This window comes from Prosthecobacter sp., from assembly GCF_044222345.1.
GTDB lineage: Bacteria > Verrucomicrobiota > Verrucomicrobiia > Verrucomicrobiales > Verrucomicrobiaceae > Prosthecobacter.
In genome coordinates this window covers 54,014-70,068 of the sequence record NZ_JBGANL010000012.1, presented here as the reverse complement: position 1 = coordinate 70,068, position 16,055 = coordinate 54,014, and the positions used below count along the sequence as shown (strand labels likewise).

At 60.0% G+C, this 16,055-nt stretch carries 12 protein-coding genes; 10 read left to right on the top strand and 2 right to left on the bottom strand.

Annotated features, from left to right (window positions below; genetic code table 11):
• The 4 genes from ACILSL_RS09035 (at window position 1) to ACILSL_RS09020 (ending at window position 4,298) form a co-directional block, all read left to right on the top strand.
• Entirely contained in the window at window positions 1-807 is an 807-nt protein-coding gene (locus tag ACILSL_RS09035; RefSeq protein ID WP_395731685.1) for a hypothetical protein, read from the top strand.
• 833 nt (window positions 808-1,640) lie between these two features.
• Window positions 1,641-2,567: a general secretion pathway protein GspK gene (locus ACILSL_RS09030; RefSeq protein ID WP_395731684.1), complete on the top strand. Its 927-nt coding sequence runs from the start codon at window positions 1,641-1,643 to the stop codon at window positions 2,565-2,567.
• Window positions 2,564-3,775 carry a hypothetical protein gene (locus tag ACILSL_RS09025; RefSeq protein WP_395731683.1) on the top strand — a complete coding sequence of 404 codons (1,212 nt, stop codon included), beginning with the start codon at window positions 2,564-2,566 and terminating at the stop codon, window positions 3,773-3,775. Before ACILSL_RS09030 ends, ACILSL_RS09025 begins: the two co-directional genes overlap by 4 nt.
• Entirely contained in the window at window positions 3,762-4,298 is a 537-nt protein-coding gene (locus ACILSL_RS09020) for a hypothetical protein (RefSeq protein ID WP_395731682.1), read from the top strand. The genes ACILSL_RS09025 and ACILSL_RS09020 overlap by 14 nt, the downstream gene beginning before the upstream one ends.
• Before the next feature lie 6 nt (window positions 4,299-4,304).
• Here ACILSL_RS09020 and ACILSL_RS09015 read toward each other — a convergent pair whose 3' ends face one another.
• Window positions 4,305-4,487 carry a hypothetical protein gene (locus tag ACILSL_RS09015; protein ID WP_395731681.1) on the bottom strand — a complete coding sequence of 61 codons (183 nt, stop codon included), beginning with the start codon at window positions 4,485-4,487 and terminating at the stop codon, window positions 4,305-4,307.
• On the opposite strand from ACILSL_RS09015, the gene ACILSL_RS09010 reads away from it, so the two are divergent.
• From ACILSL_RS09010 to ACILSL_RS09000, 3 genes are all read left to right on the top strand, one after another.
• A complete protein-coding gene (locus ACILSL_RS09010; protein ID WP_395731680.1) occupies window positions 4,474-6,714 on the top strand; it encodes a secretin N-terminal domain-containing protein in 2,241 nt (746 codons plus the stop codon). The genes ACILSL_RS09015 and ACILSL_RS09010 overlap by 14 nt on opposite strands.
• 99 nt (window positions 6,715-6,813) lie before the next feature.
• Window positions 6,814-8,676, top strand: a complete 1,863-nt coding sequence (locus ACILSL_RS09005; protein ID WP_395731679.1) for a hypothetical protein — start codon at window positions 6,814-6,816, stop codon at window positions 8,674-8,676.
• A gap of 17 nt (window positions 8,677-8,693) precedes the next feature.
• Entirely contained in the window at window positions 8,694-9,134 is a 441-nt protein-coding gene (locus ACILSL_RS09000; RefSeq protein WP_395731678.1) for a hypothetical protein, read from the top strand.
• A 63-nt stretch (window positions 9,135-9,197) separates the two neighbouring features.
• Here ACILSL_RS09000 and ACILSL_RS08995 read toward each other — a convergent pair whose 3' ends face one another.
• A complete protein-coding gene (locus tag ACILSL_RS08995) occupies window positions 9,198-10,610 on the bottom strand; it encodes a sulfatase (protein WP_395731677.1) in 1,413 nt (470 codons plus the stop codon).
• Between the two features lie 145 nt (window positions 10,611-10,755).
• Between ACILSL_RS08995 and ACILSL_RS08990 the strand changes: the two genes are divergently transcribed.
• The 3 genes from ACILSL_RS08990 (at window position 10,756) to ACILSL_RS08980 (ending at window position 16,023) form a co-directional block, all read left to right on the top strand.
• Window positions 10,756-13,056 (top strand): hypothetical protein, encoded by a 2,301-nt coding sequence (locus tag ACILSL_RS08990; RefSeq protein WP_395731676.1) that lies wholly within the window; start codon window positions 10,756-10,758, stop codon window positions 13,054-13,056.
• A gap of 97 nt (window positions 13,057-13,153) precedes the next feature.
• The gene (locus ACILSL_RS08985; protein WP_395731675.1) at window positions 13,154-15,460 is read left to right on the top strand and encodes a hypothetical protein; all 2,307 of its coding nucleotides are present in this window, start codon (window positions 13,154-13,156) and stop codon (window positions 15,458-15,460) included.
• Window positions 15,457-16,023: a hypothetical protein gene (locus tag ACILSL_RS08980; RefSeq protein WP_395731674.1), complete on the top strand. Its 567-nt coding sequence runs from the start codon at window positions 15,457-15,459 to the stop codon at window positions 16,021-16,023. Before ACILSL_RS08985 ends, ACILSL_RS08980 begins: the two co-directional genes overlap by 4 nt.
• Window positions 16,024-16,055 lie beyond the last annotated feature (32 nt).

Genomic DNA, 16,055 nt, shown 5'->3' with positions numbered 1-16,055 from the left:
ATGAAACCGTTTTTATATCTGACAATATTTTTAACGCCCATAATGGAGCTTGCAGCCTTAGCGCAGGCTCCAGTGAGCGATCACACTCTCATCACACAAGAACAAATAAAACAGACGTCTGATTGGTTGATTTCCAAACGGCATCAATACGAATCCTCCCAATTAGATTTAACCAAAGAGGATCTTGCACATATAGAAAGTATTGGCGAAAAACCCTTGCTGGCGTTCAACGTAATTAATGAGTTAATAGATCTTGCTGAAGTGAGGGAACCTTCGCCCGGCGGCCATGGTTTTTTCGCAATCCGGAGCGTGTCGCCAGTCGTGAGGACGCTCGTGAAAATCGGAAAGCCAGCGTTGCCCAAACTTGACCAAGCTTTAAGTCGAAAGGATCTTCCACTCTGGTCTCGCTTGGCGCTAAAAGATGCGCGCAGGGTGATAAACCAAGAAAAAATGGAATTGGATGAAGTCATGTATGCAGACAACATTTTAATCTCACAGCGGGAAATCCGAGAAAAGATATTTAACCAACCAAATAGCAAATCCGAGTCTATGGGATTATTACTTAATTTAGGCGTACTGCATAACGTGGAAGTTGATGTCTTCCCCGAGAAACAGTTGAAACCAACTAATAAATTAGAGGGCGTTTCAAACGCAAACAGTCCATCAAAGAACAAAGAGAGGTCTGCAAACATAAACAATGCATCACACAAAAAAGAGGTTGAGCCTGCTGGCAGTCTTTGGGTTTGGCTGGGCATCTTTATCACGTTTTCTTTACTAGCTTTGTGGTTGATTAAAATGAAAAAATAAGGCGCATCGCTTTTTTGAGTGGGTAAAAAGTCGCACGTGAGGTGTTGGAATGGCAATCTGATAGGTGTAGCAAAACGATCTATTCGGTATGGTGCCGGGCCTGAGCCAACCGAGAAAGATGCAAGAAAAAAGATGCTAGGCATGAATGGCACTCGGTTAAGCCCATGTTTCGTACGCATTGCCGTCTGGATCTTAGCACCAAAGGTGCGGCGGACTCAGTCCAAGGCGCCGCGAGGAACGAGCAAGCCCTGGGTTACCGCACCAGCCATCCGGGCAGCAAACCCAGTGCATTCTGCACACATCGAGTTCACTAGTAGCGTCATCATCGCGTCCCCGCTGCCAGAGTCGCGGAGCCCCCAAATCTACGAATGACGCCCTTAACCGATTACCAAATACGCCATGCATTGATGAATCCGTATGGTGAAAAAGATGCCGTGAAAAAGATGCCGGGCATTTAGTCGAATGGGATGGTTCAAAGTATTTACAATGCCTCTTATGGATCTTGGCACCTCCGTCACTGGCGAGCGCAGATGGCGGCAGTGGGGTGCCGGTATTCATGCGTAGCAGTCCCATCATCTTCGTTCAGTTCAAACCGTCAGCCTTTCAACGGCAGGCATGCGGCCTCTTCTCAGCTGCCTCAACCAGCTTGTCCCACCTCTTGAATCCCGCGCCTCAGTCATCTGAGGTTGCGGATTGCTTCATGGCCCTGACGCTAACAATGTGACAAGACTGTTGCCAAGCCAGGGAGTGAGGTTCAGCGCATGCAGGGCGGGGGACCGCTCGGCCACTGTTTGAATGTGAAGATTCCGTAACTTGAGCTTCCCGCCCGATGCATGCCCTTTCCGACGGTGAAATGTGTCAGCCAATCTCACAAGCATGCTCCGGCTTCGGTGCTGCTGGCCGTGCTATGCCTGCTCGCCGTCCTCTCCTTTCTGATCATCACTACCGCCGCCATGTCCCGGGAGCATGGCGAAATGCAGCAGGCCCGCACCAGCATGATGCGCGCTCGCCAGCTCGCGGAATCCGGCATTGCCGTCGCATCACACCCGCTGGTCCAGGCCGGAGATCCGCTGCTGCAAAACCAAGTGTCCGGGATCGAGCGCTATGACGTCAAGCTCACCACTGAGGAGCGCCTGCTGAACCTCAACGCCTTGCTCACCGTAGAACGTCTTCCACTGCTGGAACGCATCTTCATGTCATGGGGCCTGTCTCGGGTCGATGCCCAGGACATCGCCGCCACCTTCATGGACTGGACGGACGCCGACGATTTGAAACGCCGTCCCGGCAGCGCTGAAAGTCTGGACTACCAGCAGCCGGGTCTTCCGCCCAACCGTCCCTTCGCCAGTCTCGATGAATTGAGTCAGGTGGCCCGCGTTGAAGAATTGAATGCCGCCAGGCCCGACTGGCGCACCTGGTTCACCCTCCGCGGCAACGGCCAGCTGGACGTGAACACCGCCTCCGCCGAAATCCTGTCCGTCGTCACCGGTGCCACATTGGAAAGCGCCGGGAAACTGGTGAGCACCCGAGAAGGTCCTGACGGGGCTCCGTTGAAAAGTCTGGAAGAGGTCACCGCGATCCTTGGAATTGCGAAATCCGACACAAGTTTTCTGACTTTGTCCGGACCAACAAGGCACGTCGAAAGCATCGGCAGGGCCGGAGATGCACACTGCGGCATCGCCGTGGTTCTGGACCTCAAAGGGGGCGCTCCCCGCATGGTCGAGTGGAAAGAGTTTTCCGTGAAAGGAACCGGACTGCCATGAAGCGCAGAACCTTTCGCAATCCTTCCACGCAGTCTCTCTGCTTTCCAGGTGAAGAAACCCGCGAAACATGGATCTGTGACAACGGCATCTGGCAGCATGCAGCACCCGTCTCCGGAGGATTGATGGGGCTGGAAACCCTCGCCTTCGACAGCGCCCCCTTCTGGTGCCTAGGGGACGCTCTCCATGATGCCGTAGCCCTGCGCTGGGAGGCGCTGGGCGTGTTGAATGCCAATGCATCTTTGTGTCTGCACTGGACAATTTTGCGCAAAAATCAGCGCGCTCTGGTAGGCACTCTGGCGCTGACCGAAGAAGCCCGCTGCTCCGACGGATGGAACAACCACCCCGAAAAGTTTGAGCCCAGCGTCCGCATGCTGCCGCTGCCAGAGAATGGCATCGCCCTATGGAAGGAGCTAGGCCGCCAGGTCGTGGCCTTCACCCGTGAAGGCAGTCTGCTGCATGCCGCAGTACTGGCCTCCCGCGTTCTGGATGTGGATGCTGCGTTTGAACTGCGCGACCTCTGTGCTGTCCTCCAGGCGCATGATTTCATGGAGGCCCCCCCAGCCATCCACATCTGGACGGCCTGTGAAACCGACTTTGTCCCCCAACTGGCCTGCCTGTTTGTGGAGGCTGAGGTTTGCAAGGAACCCCGCCCTGATCCACGCCCGCCTTTGGAATCTGGTGGACTGCTGCCGCAGCAAGTGGCAGCACAGCGTCACCAGCAGCAGGCCCGGCAGGGCAGAATGCTGCTGCTGGCGGCGGTGGCCATGATGTATTTGTGTTTCTTCGGGGCCTGGTGGCTGCGCTTGCAGTGGCGGGAGCGCCGCCTGCATCAGGCAGAGACAGAACTCACCCTGCGACAGCCTGAATTTGACCGCGTCACTCAGGCGCAGGCTCACTGGCTGGCGATGGAGGGCGCCATCAATCCCGACCAGTATCCCGTGGAGTTGTTTCATCAGATCGTTTCACTGCTGCCGGAGGAAGGCATTCGTCTGAAGGAGTTTCAGATGGAGAATGGCAAAATCATCGTGAGCGGCGAAGCGACCACGGTGCAGCATGCGCTCGGTTTCAAAGGAAGGCTGGCTGCTTGCACTGCCTTGCAGAACTATGCCTGGAATTTCCCCGTGCCTTCCATTCGCGAGGACAATCGGGCGGAGTTTCGCACTGAGGGAATTTTGAATGCAGGAGGTGGCATCCATGAAGGCCAGTGAGCGGCGGCTGATCATGATCCTCGTGGTGCTCGCCGCCGTGTGCGGTGGTGTCGTCCTGTCTCAGCGTCTGCTGCGCATGCAGCATGGCATTGAGCGCCGTGAGCAGACGCTGAAGCTCCGGCTGATGGAGGCACAGGCGCTGCTGGCCGAGACGGATCTCTGGCAGCAGCGCCTCGACTGGCTGCAAGCCTCGCAACCACCGATGACCAGTGAGAACGAAGCCAGCCAGGATCTGCTGGAAGGCCTGCTGTCTTCGGCAGCGGCACAGGGGCTTGTGGTGCAGAAGAAGCAGCTGCATGAGCCGGTGAGTGAGAAGTTTTACTGCGAGGTCGGTGTGACGCTCACGGTGAAAGGCGCGCTGCCTGCGGTGTTCAGTTGGATGCATCAGATCCTTTCCCCCGAATCCTTCTGCGTGGTGACTGAACTCAAGGTGGTGCCTGACAGTGCAGATCCTGCCAGCGTGGCTGCCACCCTCCACTTCAGCCGCCTGCATGCGCCAGCCCTCGCCGAGTCTTCCAAATGATCAGACTTATGCCCCGCCCACCTTTATGAATTTCCACGTGCCAACATTACTTTTCCTCGTACTGCTTTCATTTGCCAGTTTGCAGGCGCAGATTCCGAACAGGCCCGCAGCGCGCTTTATTCTTCCACCGCCTGCTGCTTCCAGCTCTTCCGTTCCATCAACTTCTGGCGGTAATTTGATCAGCTTCACGGCCACGCCGGTGGCGGAGGTGCTGGCCGAATACTTTCGTGTCACAGGACGCAAAGTGCTGCGTGATCGCGGGATGGAGAATGCGGTGGTGACCATTGATGTGCCCGGTGAGTTCAGTGACGAGGAGTATCGCTCGATCATTGAGAAGGGGCTGCTCATGCACGGTTATGCGCTGGTGCCGAGCGGGGGGAATCTGTTCAAGCTCGTGGCCACGGAAGGTGGCAGTCTGCCGTCTGCGCAGAACGTGCCGATGATCCTGCGGCCCGAAGACCTGCCTGATGCGGACCAGGTGGTGACGCATGTGCTGCAGCTCAATCATTTGAGTGCGGAGGATGCGAGCACGGCGTTTCAGACCATCATTCCCCTGCATCCGTATGGACGGATTCTGGCCGTGCCGAATTCGCAGTCGCTGGTGATCACGGAAGCTTCGCAGACGATTCGCGCCTATCTCGAACTGGCCCAGCAGGTGGATCAGCCGCCGATGGAGACGGTGCAGAAGACGATCCGCATTGAGCGTGCTGAAGCGCAGGAGGTGGTCGAGCAGCTTGAGGCGCTGCTGGGGCTGGACAAATCTTCGCCTGCGGGTCGGGCATCCGCGGGTGGCAGTGCTGGCGCTCCAGGTTCGTCGTCACCGGCTCCCGTGGCAGCCTCGCTGGCAAATACTGCGCTGACTGCGGCCAGGCCTTTGATGCAGGCGGTGGCCAGGACCAACAGCATTGTGGTGGTTGCGCGTCCGTTGGAACTGCAAAAGATCGAGGCACTGGTGCGTGAACTGGACGCGGAGGCTTCGGTCAGCCGCTATTTTTCGCGCAAGCTGAACTACCTGGATCTCTCTGTCTTCCTGAGCATCGCGGAAAAGGCGCTGATGCGGAATGATCCCAAGCAGCAGGACAACAGCCTGGAGTCGCAGCAGAAGGCGCAAGCATCTGCACCGACACAGCCGGTCAACACCTCACAGCCCTTCGGTTCCGGCTCTTCCATGGGCTCAGGACTGGGCACCAGTGGTGGCAACGGCCTGGGTGGTTCCGGCATGTCTGGCGGAGGAGCCTCGGGACTGGGATTTGGCACTGGAAGCATCGCCACAGATCTGCAGATCACCAAGAAACCCATCAGCATTCTCATCGCAAACACGCTGGTGATTGCGGATCCTGCCAGTTCGAAATTTTTTGCCAGCGGGCCGCCGGATCAGATCAAGGCGTTGCAGGACCTGGCGGAGGAGCTTGATGTGCGGCCCAGGCAGATTTTGCTCTCCGCGATCATTGGGGAATTCACGCTGAGCGATAACTTCAATTTCGGTCTCGACTGGATTCAGTCCCTCAAAAAGGTGGGGGATGACGGTCTGGTGGGAGGTGTGCTGAACACGCAGGGAACGGCGTTTGCCAATCCTTCGAATTTGAAGGACATCGCGGGGTTTCTGGGGGCAGGCGGCCCTGCGGGGATCGCCGGGCTGACGGCCTACGGGCAGATCAACAAGAACCTCAACGTCTTCCTGCAGACGCTCGAGGCCACGAAGCGCTTCCATGTCCTGCAAAAACCGACGCTGACCACGCTCAATCACCAGCCCGCGCGGATCTACATCGGCCAGCAGGTGGCCATCGCTGGGCAGAGCTACACCAGCGGGGTGGTGGGAGGAGGGTTCACCTCCACCACGCAGTACATACCTGTGAGGCTTCAGCTGGACATCACCCCGCACATTTTCAATGACGCGGAAGTCATGCTGGAGTTCAAGCAGCAGAACAACGACATCTCTGGGTACACCACAATCAGCGGCAACCAGGTGCCCAACATTTCTGAGCAGGGCATGTCGAACAGCCTGATCGTCGCGGATCGCGCCACTGCGATGCTTGGTGGACTCATCACGGAACGTGATAGCAACAACAAGAGCGGACTGCCGTTTTTGGTGCGCATCCCGCTGATTAAATACCTGGTGGGGAGCACCAACAAAGCGAAGGAGCGGCGTGAGATGATGATCTTTGTACAGCCGCACATCCTGCCTGACGGCACCGCGCACATGCTGGAGCAGGCGAAATTTGGGGACTACAGCGCGAACTTCGATGAGGCGGCGGGTTTTGCGGGTATGCCTGAAACGATTGTGCCGCGTGCCCTGCCGGCAGAAGCGGACAAGCCCAATGCTCTGCTGCCTCCGCCCGAGGCCGGGGAGGCGGAGCCGAAGAAGGGACTGCTAGGCAAGATGAAGGGGTGGTTCCAAAGATCGAGCTCCGAATGATGGGGCGGGGCTGAGGGGGCGATTTTCTCGTCGGTGGAATTCAGCCGGGTGCCGTCAAAATGCTTGGCCTCCTCTGCGTTTTGAGGTGTAATGCCACGCATGAGCCAGACAGCCTCTCACAACCCGGCCTTTGCCCTCGTGGCACAGCGCGTACAGGTGTGGGTGGCACTGCGGCGCTGGCTGGCGGTGCTGCGCATGACGCTGGTTCCGGCCTCACTGGTGCTGGTACTGCTCATGTTGGCGGCGCTGCGTGGATCGAGTGTGGCTTTTTCCCCGTGGCTTGGTTTGGTCGTGTGGCTGGCTGGCAGTCTCGCTTATGCGTGGTGGCGCCGTCCTGGAGAATTTAGCGCGCTGGCCTTGTGGGATCAGGCGGCGGGACGTCGTGAAGCTTTCGCCTCCGCGTGGTGGTTTGAGAAGCACGCCGAAGAAGGCGAGACGGCCCGTGCGCATATCGATGCGCAGCGGGAGGTTTTGGCGCAGGCATGGCCGACATCCTTGAAACGAGACCTGCCCTTGCGACCGGACCGCTGGCTCGCCTTGCCGCTGCTCATTGCGATTCTCGGCAGCTTCATCAGCATCATTACGGCCCCGCCTTCGGAGGTGCTGGTGATGGATCAGGACATGACTCTCAAGGCCGCCGAAGAGGCGAAGAAACTGGCGCAGACCGACTGGGAAAAGAAAAAGCTCGCGGGACTCAAGGAGGAGGAGGCCAAGCAGGTGGAAGACTTGAAGCAGAAGCTGCAGAAAACCGCCACAGATCTTGCCAATGCAGGAGGCAAGGATGCCCGCGACGTGCTGGCCGAGCTGGAAAAGCGTGCGCGAGAAGCGGAGAAACTGGCCGAGGAACTCGGCAACGGCAAGGAACCCTGGGCTTCGGAGAAACTCATCGCTGCGATGCGCCAGCATGCTGACACGGCAGATCTCGGCGATGCTGTGGCTGCGAAGAATGCCCAGGCCGCATCGCAGGCCGCTGAGGCGCTCGCCGGCCAGCTCAAATCACCCCAGCTGGGTGCTGAGGCGAAAGAGCGCATGAGTGAAACGCTCAAGGAAGCGCAGCAGCAGGCGGATCAGGAGGACCGCAAACGGGCTGTGGGTCAGAACGTCCTCGCTGCGGGAGATCAGATGCAGCAAGGCAAGCCTGCTGGTGCCGGTGAAGAATTTCAAAAGCTGGCCGACAAGCTGCGCGATCTTGCCTTGCGTGAGCAGTCGCGCAAAGAGCTGGAGCAGCTCGCCCAGCAGTTGCGTGATTCTGGCAGCAACATTGCCGGACAGCAGGACAGCAGCAATGGGGCGATGCAGCAGATGAGCCAGGCGGGGCAGGGGGGATCCTCCCAGCAGCAGGGGCAGCAGAGCGCGCCGCAGACAGGGCAGGTGCCGAATGGCCAGCAGATGCTTAATCCTCCGGGCATGGGCCAGGCCGGGCAGCAAAATCAAATGCAGCAGCCGCAGGACGGACAAGGGCAGGGCCAGCAGCAGCCCATGATGAGCATGGGGCAGGGCCAGCCGGGGCAGGCCGGCAAGCAGGGCCAGCCTGGTGATGGCCAGCCGATGCTGCTCGCCCCCATTCCCGGCGGAGCCAAGCCGGATGACAAGCCCCCCACGATCATCATCACTGGTGACGGTGCGCCGCCTGATCCGAACGGCCCCATGCTGAGCATGCCCGGCTCCGGTTTGCCGCCCGGTGCTGGCAAAGCGGACCTCAACAACACGCCGACGGAGAAGCTGAAGACTGACAATCAAAACGTCGTCCGCGCCCAGCAGGGCAGCGAGGGCCAGAGCACCGTGCGTAGCGTCGAGGGCGGTGCCCGCACCGAACAGTCCACCCGCACCTCCACGCAGACCGCTCTTGAAGCGATTCAAGCCGAAGAAGCCGCATTGGATGAGGCTGCGTTACCGCCCGCGCGGCGTGAGCAGGTGCGGCGGTATTTTAATGAACTGCGGAAGCGGTTTGAGGGGAAGTGAAGGGCTGCACCCAGTTTATGCAGGCGATCTTGCATTCGACAAAAGTGCTGGCCTTTTCATGGGCTGGCGGTGTGAATTTCCTCCTTGTAGTCGCTGGCTGCATTTTCACATTTTATGCGTTTGCTGCGATATGTTTTTTGTTTCTCCGCTTTTGCCAAAGCGAAACGGCAGAGCGGCAGCGGCATTTTCTGGAGAAGTTTTACTTCTTCTTCACCTTCCGCCCTTTCAGCCAGGCCAAAACAGAAGTGACGCCGCAGACGATTTGCGAAGCGGGACGGCGAGGTTGGAGCATGGTGGTAATGGCATGCGTCTCGTTGAACCACGAGATGACTTCCTTTAAACTAATCGCGAGCATTGGAATTTTATATTTTGGCGGATTAACGCTCGCCTACGCCTGGTACGGACTGCGCTGCCTCAGGATGCTGGGATTGGAGACTTTCAAGAAAGAGGCGGTGTAGGCTGTTTCTCAGAAAGCCGTCACTCACATTGCCAGGGGCGTAACGGACGCATGAAGTACATGTTCAAGGCACATGCCGCTTGGCCTTTGAGCCGCCGCCTTTCCAAATGTCGTATTTTGGATCCGCGTAGCGATTGAAAAATGCATCGAGCTGTTTTGCCAAATCGGCCTGAGTCGTTTCTGTGCCGGGCTGGGCGTACTGGTTGAAGCGTTCCTGCGGGTCGGTCTGCATGTCGTAGAGTTCGTAGGGGCCGGAGGGAAAGCGGGCGACGTATTTCCAGCGGGCGGTGCGGATGGCGCGGGTGGTTTCCATTTCGTAGAAGACAGTGTTGTCCCAGTCCGCGAGGGGCTGGCCGCGGAGGGCAGGGGAGAAGTCGCGGCCGGGGGACTTGGGGCTTTGCGGCATTTGTTTGGCGAGGCCGAGGTGGCTGAGGACGCTGGGCATGAAGTCGTAGTTGCTGACGAGGGCGTCGCAGGTTTGTGCGGGTGGTATGGCTCCGGGCTGGCGGAAGATGAAGGGGATCTGCATCATCAACTCGTGGGCACCGATGGGGCGGAAGTGGTCGCCCATGCCCCACATGCCGTTTTGGCCGCCCATCCAGCCCTGATCGCTGGCATAGACGACGAGGGTGTTTTCATCGAGACCATTGGCTTTGAGAGCGGCCATGATCTCGCCCACGCCATCGTCCACGCCGCTGACCTCGCTGGCCATGCGACGGCGTGCGGCATCGGTGTTGTGGAAGGCTTTGTTGTCATGCTGCCAGGGGTGCATCGCATCGCGCGGGAAGGAGTGCAGGGGCTTGTCGGCGTAGTAGGCGGCGTGGCGGTTCCTGGACTCATTGAGCATGAGCTGGCCGAGTGAGTAGGGGCCATTGTAGGCGAGGTAGAGGAAGAAGGGCCGGTCCTTGTTTGTCTGGATGAACTCCACGCCTTTGCGTGTCCAGAAGTCCGTGGTGTAGCCGGGTTCGACGCGGAGCTGGCCGTTTTCGATGACCTTCTGGTCGTAGAACTCCATGGTGCTGCCGTCCGGCTTGGTGGTCCAGGTGGTGAAGCCCTCGCTCGGTGTCATGTTGGCGCCGAGGTGCCACTTTCCGCTGAGGCCGCAGGTGTAGCCTGCATCCCGCAGCACTTCGCCCAGCGAAGTGAACTCCTGCAGCGTGTTGCAGGCCTCCGGCCCCATCATGAACTTGGGATCGAGGAAGGAGTGGAGGCCGTGCTGGGAGGGGATGAGGCCGGTGAGGAAGGTGGCGCGGGTGGGGGAGCAGACGGGATTGCTGCTGAGGGCGTAGGTGAAGCGAATGCCTTCGGCGGCAAGCTGGTCGATGTGCGGAGTGCGGATGTCCGGATTCCCGTAGCAGCCGAGGGTCCAGGCACCTTGATTGTCAGTCAGGATGAAAACGAGGTTGGCGGGGCGCGGCGCAGTGGCGGCGGAAGCCAGGCAGGCAAGCCCAAAGGCGAGAAAAAAGAGGGGCTTCATGGCATGAAAAACGGTCCAAAAAGGGTGAAACTGTCTTTAGGGTATTTCTAAAGCGCGTCTAAACATTCATAATTAACTAGAATAACCATATTAAAAGGGGTTAATTATGAGTGCTGGTGCCGTTTTCAGGCACTTCGGATTTTTCATGCCTGCCCCTCCAGTTTCGCCGCAATTACCCGACAAGCCAGTGCGCATCGCACCGTGGCGCGGGCCATTGCAGTTTGGGCTCCTGCTGGTGACGGCCGTTTGGACGATGGCGCTCCAGCTTGGCTATCTTCTGCTGGTGATGGGCTTGCTGGTGTGGATGGGCAGGGAGGCGTGGCTTCTCACCGGGCACAAGGGATGGAGCGAATGGCTGCGGTGGCGCATGGTTCCTGAAGTGATGAAGTTCATCTTCATGGGGGTCACCTGGGTGTTTATGTTCCGGCCCCTGCTTCTCCGGCCCAAGAGCGCGCAGGTGGCGGTGCAGGTCAGTCCGGCAACGCAGCCGCAGCTTTTTGAGATCATCCACCTGCTCTCGTGGCATCTCCGTGCGCAGCCACCGGTCCAGATCTGGCTGGACTCTACGATCACCGTGCGCAGCTCCTTGCTGGGCGGTCTGAGCGGCATTCTGGGCGGGCAGACGGTCCTGCACCTCGGCATGCCGGTGGTGTCGGTCATCACCTCGCGGGAGCTTGGCGGCCTGCTGGCGCAGGAGCTCAGCCACAATGCAGGCGGAATTGGCACGCTGTTTGTGCACATTGTACGGGAAACGAATGCCTGGTTCTTCCGTGCCGCGCTGGAGCGCGACCCGTGGGAGGTTTACGCGCACATAACACCGCAGCGCGAGGCGGAGTGGCATCATCTGGGTCGCAGGCTCATGCGCGGCTGGATGTGGGCGGCCAAAGTTCCTTTCGTGGTCTTTGCGATCGCTGCCCGGGTGGTCAGCACTCCTGCGCTATGGCTTTTAAGGCGCTCGGCGGCAGGCTGTGGAGCCAATGTCATAGGCAAGGACATGTGCCGGCGCATGCAGCACAAGCTTGACCTGCTCAGCGGAGCATGGGAGGCGGCTCAGCAGGAGATCCAGGAAGGAATCATCCGTCATCGGCTGCCGGAAAATCTCTCGCTGCTCATGGCACGTCACGTCGCCACGGCGGCCAAGGATCGTGCCGCCGCCCGAGCGGAAGCGGCTGTGGACGGCGAACCGAAAGCCGCAGGCGAAATCGTGAAGGGATCAGGTGAAGTCGCCAAGGGAGCGGTCATTGTTGCCCATTTATCGCACTCGCAGCCGGCGGCCTCATTGCTGAGGCAGTTTGTGGATCTCTCGCGGCAGGTCAGCTGCTTCTACTACCAGCATGGGCTGGGGTTGAATCTGCACGAGCACCGCATGGTGGGGGATGAGGAGGGTATTCATCCCAACAAGAGCGGGGAGGATGCGTTGCTCGTGATCCGGCGTTACTTCGGCGGGCTGGCGCATCCCGAGCGGGCGCTGTGCGGCCTGGGCAGCACGCCCACGAGTTCCACAGCCTTGCCGGAACTGCAGCGCGAGATTTTGCAGTTGCGCGAGGAAATCATCGGCTGGGGGCCGCAGTTCAAAGTGGCGCTGCAGGAGTGGAACCTTGCCTGGCAGCGCCGGCGCGATCTCGAAGCTGCGACCACGCTCAGCATCGCAGGCTTCACCGTCTCGCGCCTGCAGTTCGGCACGCGAGACTCCACCACCGGCACCCTGCGCGAGGAGGCCCACTGCCAGCGCATGGTCATGGAGCACATGGAGGGGCCGATGCAGGCACGCGAGCGCGTGCTGGAGCGCCGCTTTGCCGCTGCGCTAGGCATGCTGTGGTGGAGTGATCCCGCAGAGCTCAACGAATGGCTGCGCGTGCGCCGCCGTGACCTCCCGGCCTGGGTCACAATCTATGAAGCCATGAGCGGTGCACTGCCGTCGTTTCGTGAGCTTCTCACCACCTTCTTTGCCTTTCAGACGCTCAACGCGAAATCTGCCCATGCGGATGATCCCGGCGCATTCCTCACTGCGCTGCAGTCCGTGGTGCCGAGGATGCTCAATCTCCTGCGGCAGATCTCGGCCACCATGGATGGAGCACCGTTTCCCTTCACGGATGATGGCAAGACCGTCACGCTGAACCAGCATCTCATGCCTGGGCCGCTGCCTGAGATACCAGGGGTTTCGATGATTCTGATGGATGCGGCGAGCATGCGAGACATCAGCCTGCAAATGGCTTCACGGGCCTCCGAATTCATTGCCCCATATGTGGAAACCTTTCTAAGTCACTACCACCGCGCTTTTGCCTGGCTGGCTGAATCAGCCGAACGCACGGAGACACACTTTTTGGGCTCGCTTAATGACGGCTCGACCACCGAAATCCTGCTGCCGGATGAGTTCATCACGCAGCGCCTAGGGATGAAGTCCCGGTCTCCCGATGCGATTGCGGCATGGAAGCCGCCGTCGTGAGGATGCGACGAAATCACGCATCTCCAGAGGAAACGCTGGCTTGAACATCTGCTTCATGGCAGGATAGTCGGGCATACTTCCCCCACACAGCGCCCCCATGCCGGAGCCGAGTCTATTCAGACATTATCAAATCGTTCAGGACGCCGACGGCAACAACGTCGAGCTGGTTCGTAATTCCGAGCAGGTGGCGGTGCTGGCGTTTGACCTGGACCGACTGGAATACGTGCACTGCCATGTGCTGCTGGAGCCCTTGCAGAGCCGTGCTGCCTTTGAGGAGTCCTGCAAGCTGCTGCAAAAGCGCGGACACCCCGCGCTGGCGCGGTTGATTGAGTTTGGCGAAGACGAGGGGAATCCTTTTTACATCACCAGCAATGTGGACGGGGAGGCTCTGAGACCCTACCTCGCACGGCTGCAGGACATTCCCGGCTGGCTCGCCATCATGATCGCCACCCGTGCGATGGAGACTGCGGTGGCGCTGTGTGAACGCGGCGAGTTTCTCTCTGAATCTCCGCTCGATGGACTGCGTATTGTGCAGACCGCGCAGCAGGCCGTGCAGGTGCTGGCGGCGGATTATCATGTGATCGAGTCCGATGCCGAAAAAAAGCGAGCGCTGAAGACCAGCTTTGAAAAGCAGGCCAAATTTCTCCGCACCTTCCTCGTGGAGCAGGGAGGCACGCTGCCGGACCACGCCCTCGCGGTGGCGGATTTTGCCGAACTTCTGGGGGCCTGCCTTTCCAGCGCGGGCGTGGGTGTGATCGCCGCCATGCGCGAGCTGCGCACCAGTTTGCAAAAGCTTGCGCCAGCGCAGCTGTCCGGGGAAATCCCCACGGCGCAGAAACCACGCGCACTGCTGGCCCCGCTGCTGGCCGGCTATCAGGACGTGGCACGCGGCCTGGTCAATCTAGTGCGCATTCAGAGCCAGCGCCTCGACATGGCCAATCCCTACAGCATGCGCGGGACGCTGACGAAGACGGGACGATCCGTGCTCATCGAACAGGTGCCGCCGGCGCGCATCTCCCATGCCCGCGTGAAGGAGGCGGATGACGCTGCCTTCAAGATCACCAAACAGCGCGACAATTCCAGCCTCATCACTCTCGCGCTCGTCAATGAGTCCGAGGACATCACCTGCCTCGCGGAAGAAAATGCCGAGGGGATCAGTCTCGCGGAGCTCATGCGGGAGCGCCACTGCCTGGAAGTGCAGGAGGCCTACCTTGTGCTTGCTGGTCTGGACACCGCACTCACGCAGCTGGACAAATCAACGCTGCCCGCCACCAAACTGCGGCTGGAGGACATCTTTCTGCTCACCGGATTTGCCCGCGAAGATTCGCGCAGCACCAAGCTGCTCGTCTCCAAGCTCAACGAGTGGCCCGCTTTCAACATCATCGTGCGTGCGCATCCCACGCTCGCGTCCATGTCCGGGCGCGGCACCGATCCTGCGGTGCTCCTGCCACCTGCACGCGAAGGTAACAGCACCACCGCATGGCATGGTGGGTGGCTCGCGGCCTTGTGCAAATTTCTCCTCGGTTTTGAGCCGCCCCTCGGCATTCAAGCCGAACCCATGGGCGGTGCGCGCGAGCGCGAAACCGTGGCGCGCCTGCTGGACGATGAGATCGCCAAGGTGGCGGAGGCCAAGCCGGCACAGCGCAGTGACTTCCTGGCCCGCTACGCACGAATCATTCAACATTATGACCTGGCCAAACCCGGCGAACCCGTGCGAGCAGGCGGCACAGAACCTGCGGTGAGCCCTGGCTTGAAGCCACGTCTCCAAACAGTTACCGTTTCCAAAGCGCCATTGAAGCGTGAGGTCTCAGCCCCATTGGGAATCGATTCATCCCGCACATCCCCGGTTGCGCTCACCTCCGGTGGTGCGGCCAGGGGCGGAGACGAGCCCACCATCGGCTTTGCCGAGCTGCTCTTTCGCAATGGCGGCGAACCCTCCCCGCCCGAGGCGCCCGACTGGGCTCTTGCCGCCGCCAGTGCGCCCCCCACGCTGCCTGCGCATCTCATCGTGCGTGAGGACGTGCCCATCTGGCTGAAGGCCGCCGTGTTTCTCAGCGGCTCCATGGTCATCGGTGCGATGTGTGCGCATCTTTCCGGCTCCGCGCTCTGGCAGAAAAAGCACACGCCAGCCCCGGTGGAGGCCACAGCCCCGAGCCAGCCTTCAACCGCTGCCGCAGCCGCCAAACCTGTACCCGTACCTGCAGCTGCGCCCAAAGCTACGGCTGTTGAGCCTGATGTGCCCAAGGCGATCCCTGTGCCCACGCCTCCGGTGGAGGTCAGTGCGCCACCGGAGAGCCGTGTGCCACGCGGCAGCGGTGTCTCGCTCTCTTTACCGCCAGGGGCGACCAACCAACTGCGTGACCAGCTCCCTGCGGGCAGTCCACCTGCACCTCCACCGAGATGAAAACACTTTTTCGTGGCCTTGCAGCGGCCCTGCTTGCCTGCGTACTCACGGCCTGCCCGGAGACCACGGTCAACGATGACTTCGGTCTCAAGCCTGCCGTTCTCAAAGTCGCGGACTGGGATGGCACCTGGACGCCGGTGGATGAGGGTGATGACGACGCGGTGCAGTTCACCGTTGCCAACGCTGCGCAAGGCCTCCTGGTGCTGACCGAGCCTGGCAAAAAGGACGCCAAACCTATCGAGTTCCGCATCCGCCGCGCCACCGCTGAATCCAAGATCAAGCTCAGCTTTGCCGTCGCGCAGGAGCGCGATGCCAAAAAGCCCGGCGCTGCCTCCCTGTTTCTCATGCGCACGGCCGAAAGCGGGGTGCTCTATACGTGGGGGATCAATCACGATGCCGTGGCTGCAGCCATCAGATCCGGTCAGCTCAAAGGCAGCGTCAAGGCTGACAAGGACGGTGCCCACAGCCACCTCGACTCCACTGCCGCGAACTATGAGAAACTGCTGGAGCCGCAGTTTTGGAGCTGGTCTGAGCCGACTTGCCTGAAGCGCGCGAAGCAGTGATGGAGAGCTGGTTGACTGAGACTGCCCTCTGA

What these genes read in the sequence shown, in the direction of transcription:
- ACILSL_RS09035 (WP_395731685.1), top strand. Translation starts at nt 1, where the DNA reads ATGAAACCGTTTTTATATCTGACAATATTTTTAACGCCCATAATGGAG.
- ACILSL_RS09030 (WP_395731684.1), top strand. Translation starts at nt 1,641, where the DNA reads ATGCCCTTTCCGACGGTGAAATGTGTCAGCCAATCTCACAAGCATGCT.
- ACILSL_RS09025 (WP_395731683.1), top strand. Translation starts at nt 2,564, where the DNA reads ATGAAGCGCAGAACCTTTCGCAATCCTTCCACGCAGTCTCTCTGCTTT.
- ACILSL_RS09020 (WP_395731682.1), top strand. Translation starts at nt 3,762, where the DNA reads ATGAAGGCCAGTGAGCGGCGGCTGATCATGATCCTCGTGGTGCTCGCC.
- ACILSL_RS09005 (WP_395731679.1), top strand. Translation starts at nt 6,814, where the DNA reads ATGAGCCAGACAGCCTCTCACAACCCGGCCTTTGCCCTCGTGGCACAG.
- ACILSL_RS09000 (WP_395731678.1), top strand. Translation starts at nt 8,694, where the DNA reads ATGCAGGCGATCTTGCATTCGACAAAAGTGCTGGCCTTTTCATGGGCT.
- ACILSL_RS08995 (WP_395731677.1), bottom strand. Translation starts at nt 10,610, where the DNA reads ATGAAGCCCCTCTTTTTTCTCGCCTTTGGGCTTGCCTGCCTGGCTTCC.
- ACILSL_RS08990 (WP_395731676.1), top strand. Translation starts at nt 10,756, where the DNA reads ATGCCTGCCCCTCCAGTTTCGCCGCAATTACCCGACAAGCCAGTGCGC.
- ACILSL_RS08985 (WP_395731675.1), top strand. Translation starts at nt 13,154, where the DNA reads ATGCCGGAGCCGAGTCTATTCAGACATTATCAAATCGTTCAGGACGCC.
- ACILSL_RS08980 (WP_395731674.1), top strand. Translation starts at nt 15,457, where the DNA reads ATGAAAACACTTTTTCGTGGCCTTGCAGCGGCCCTGCTTGCCTGCGTA.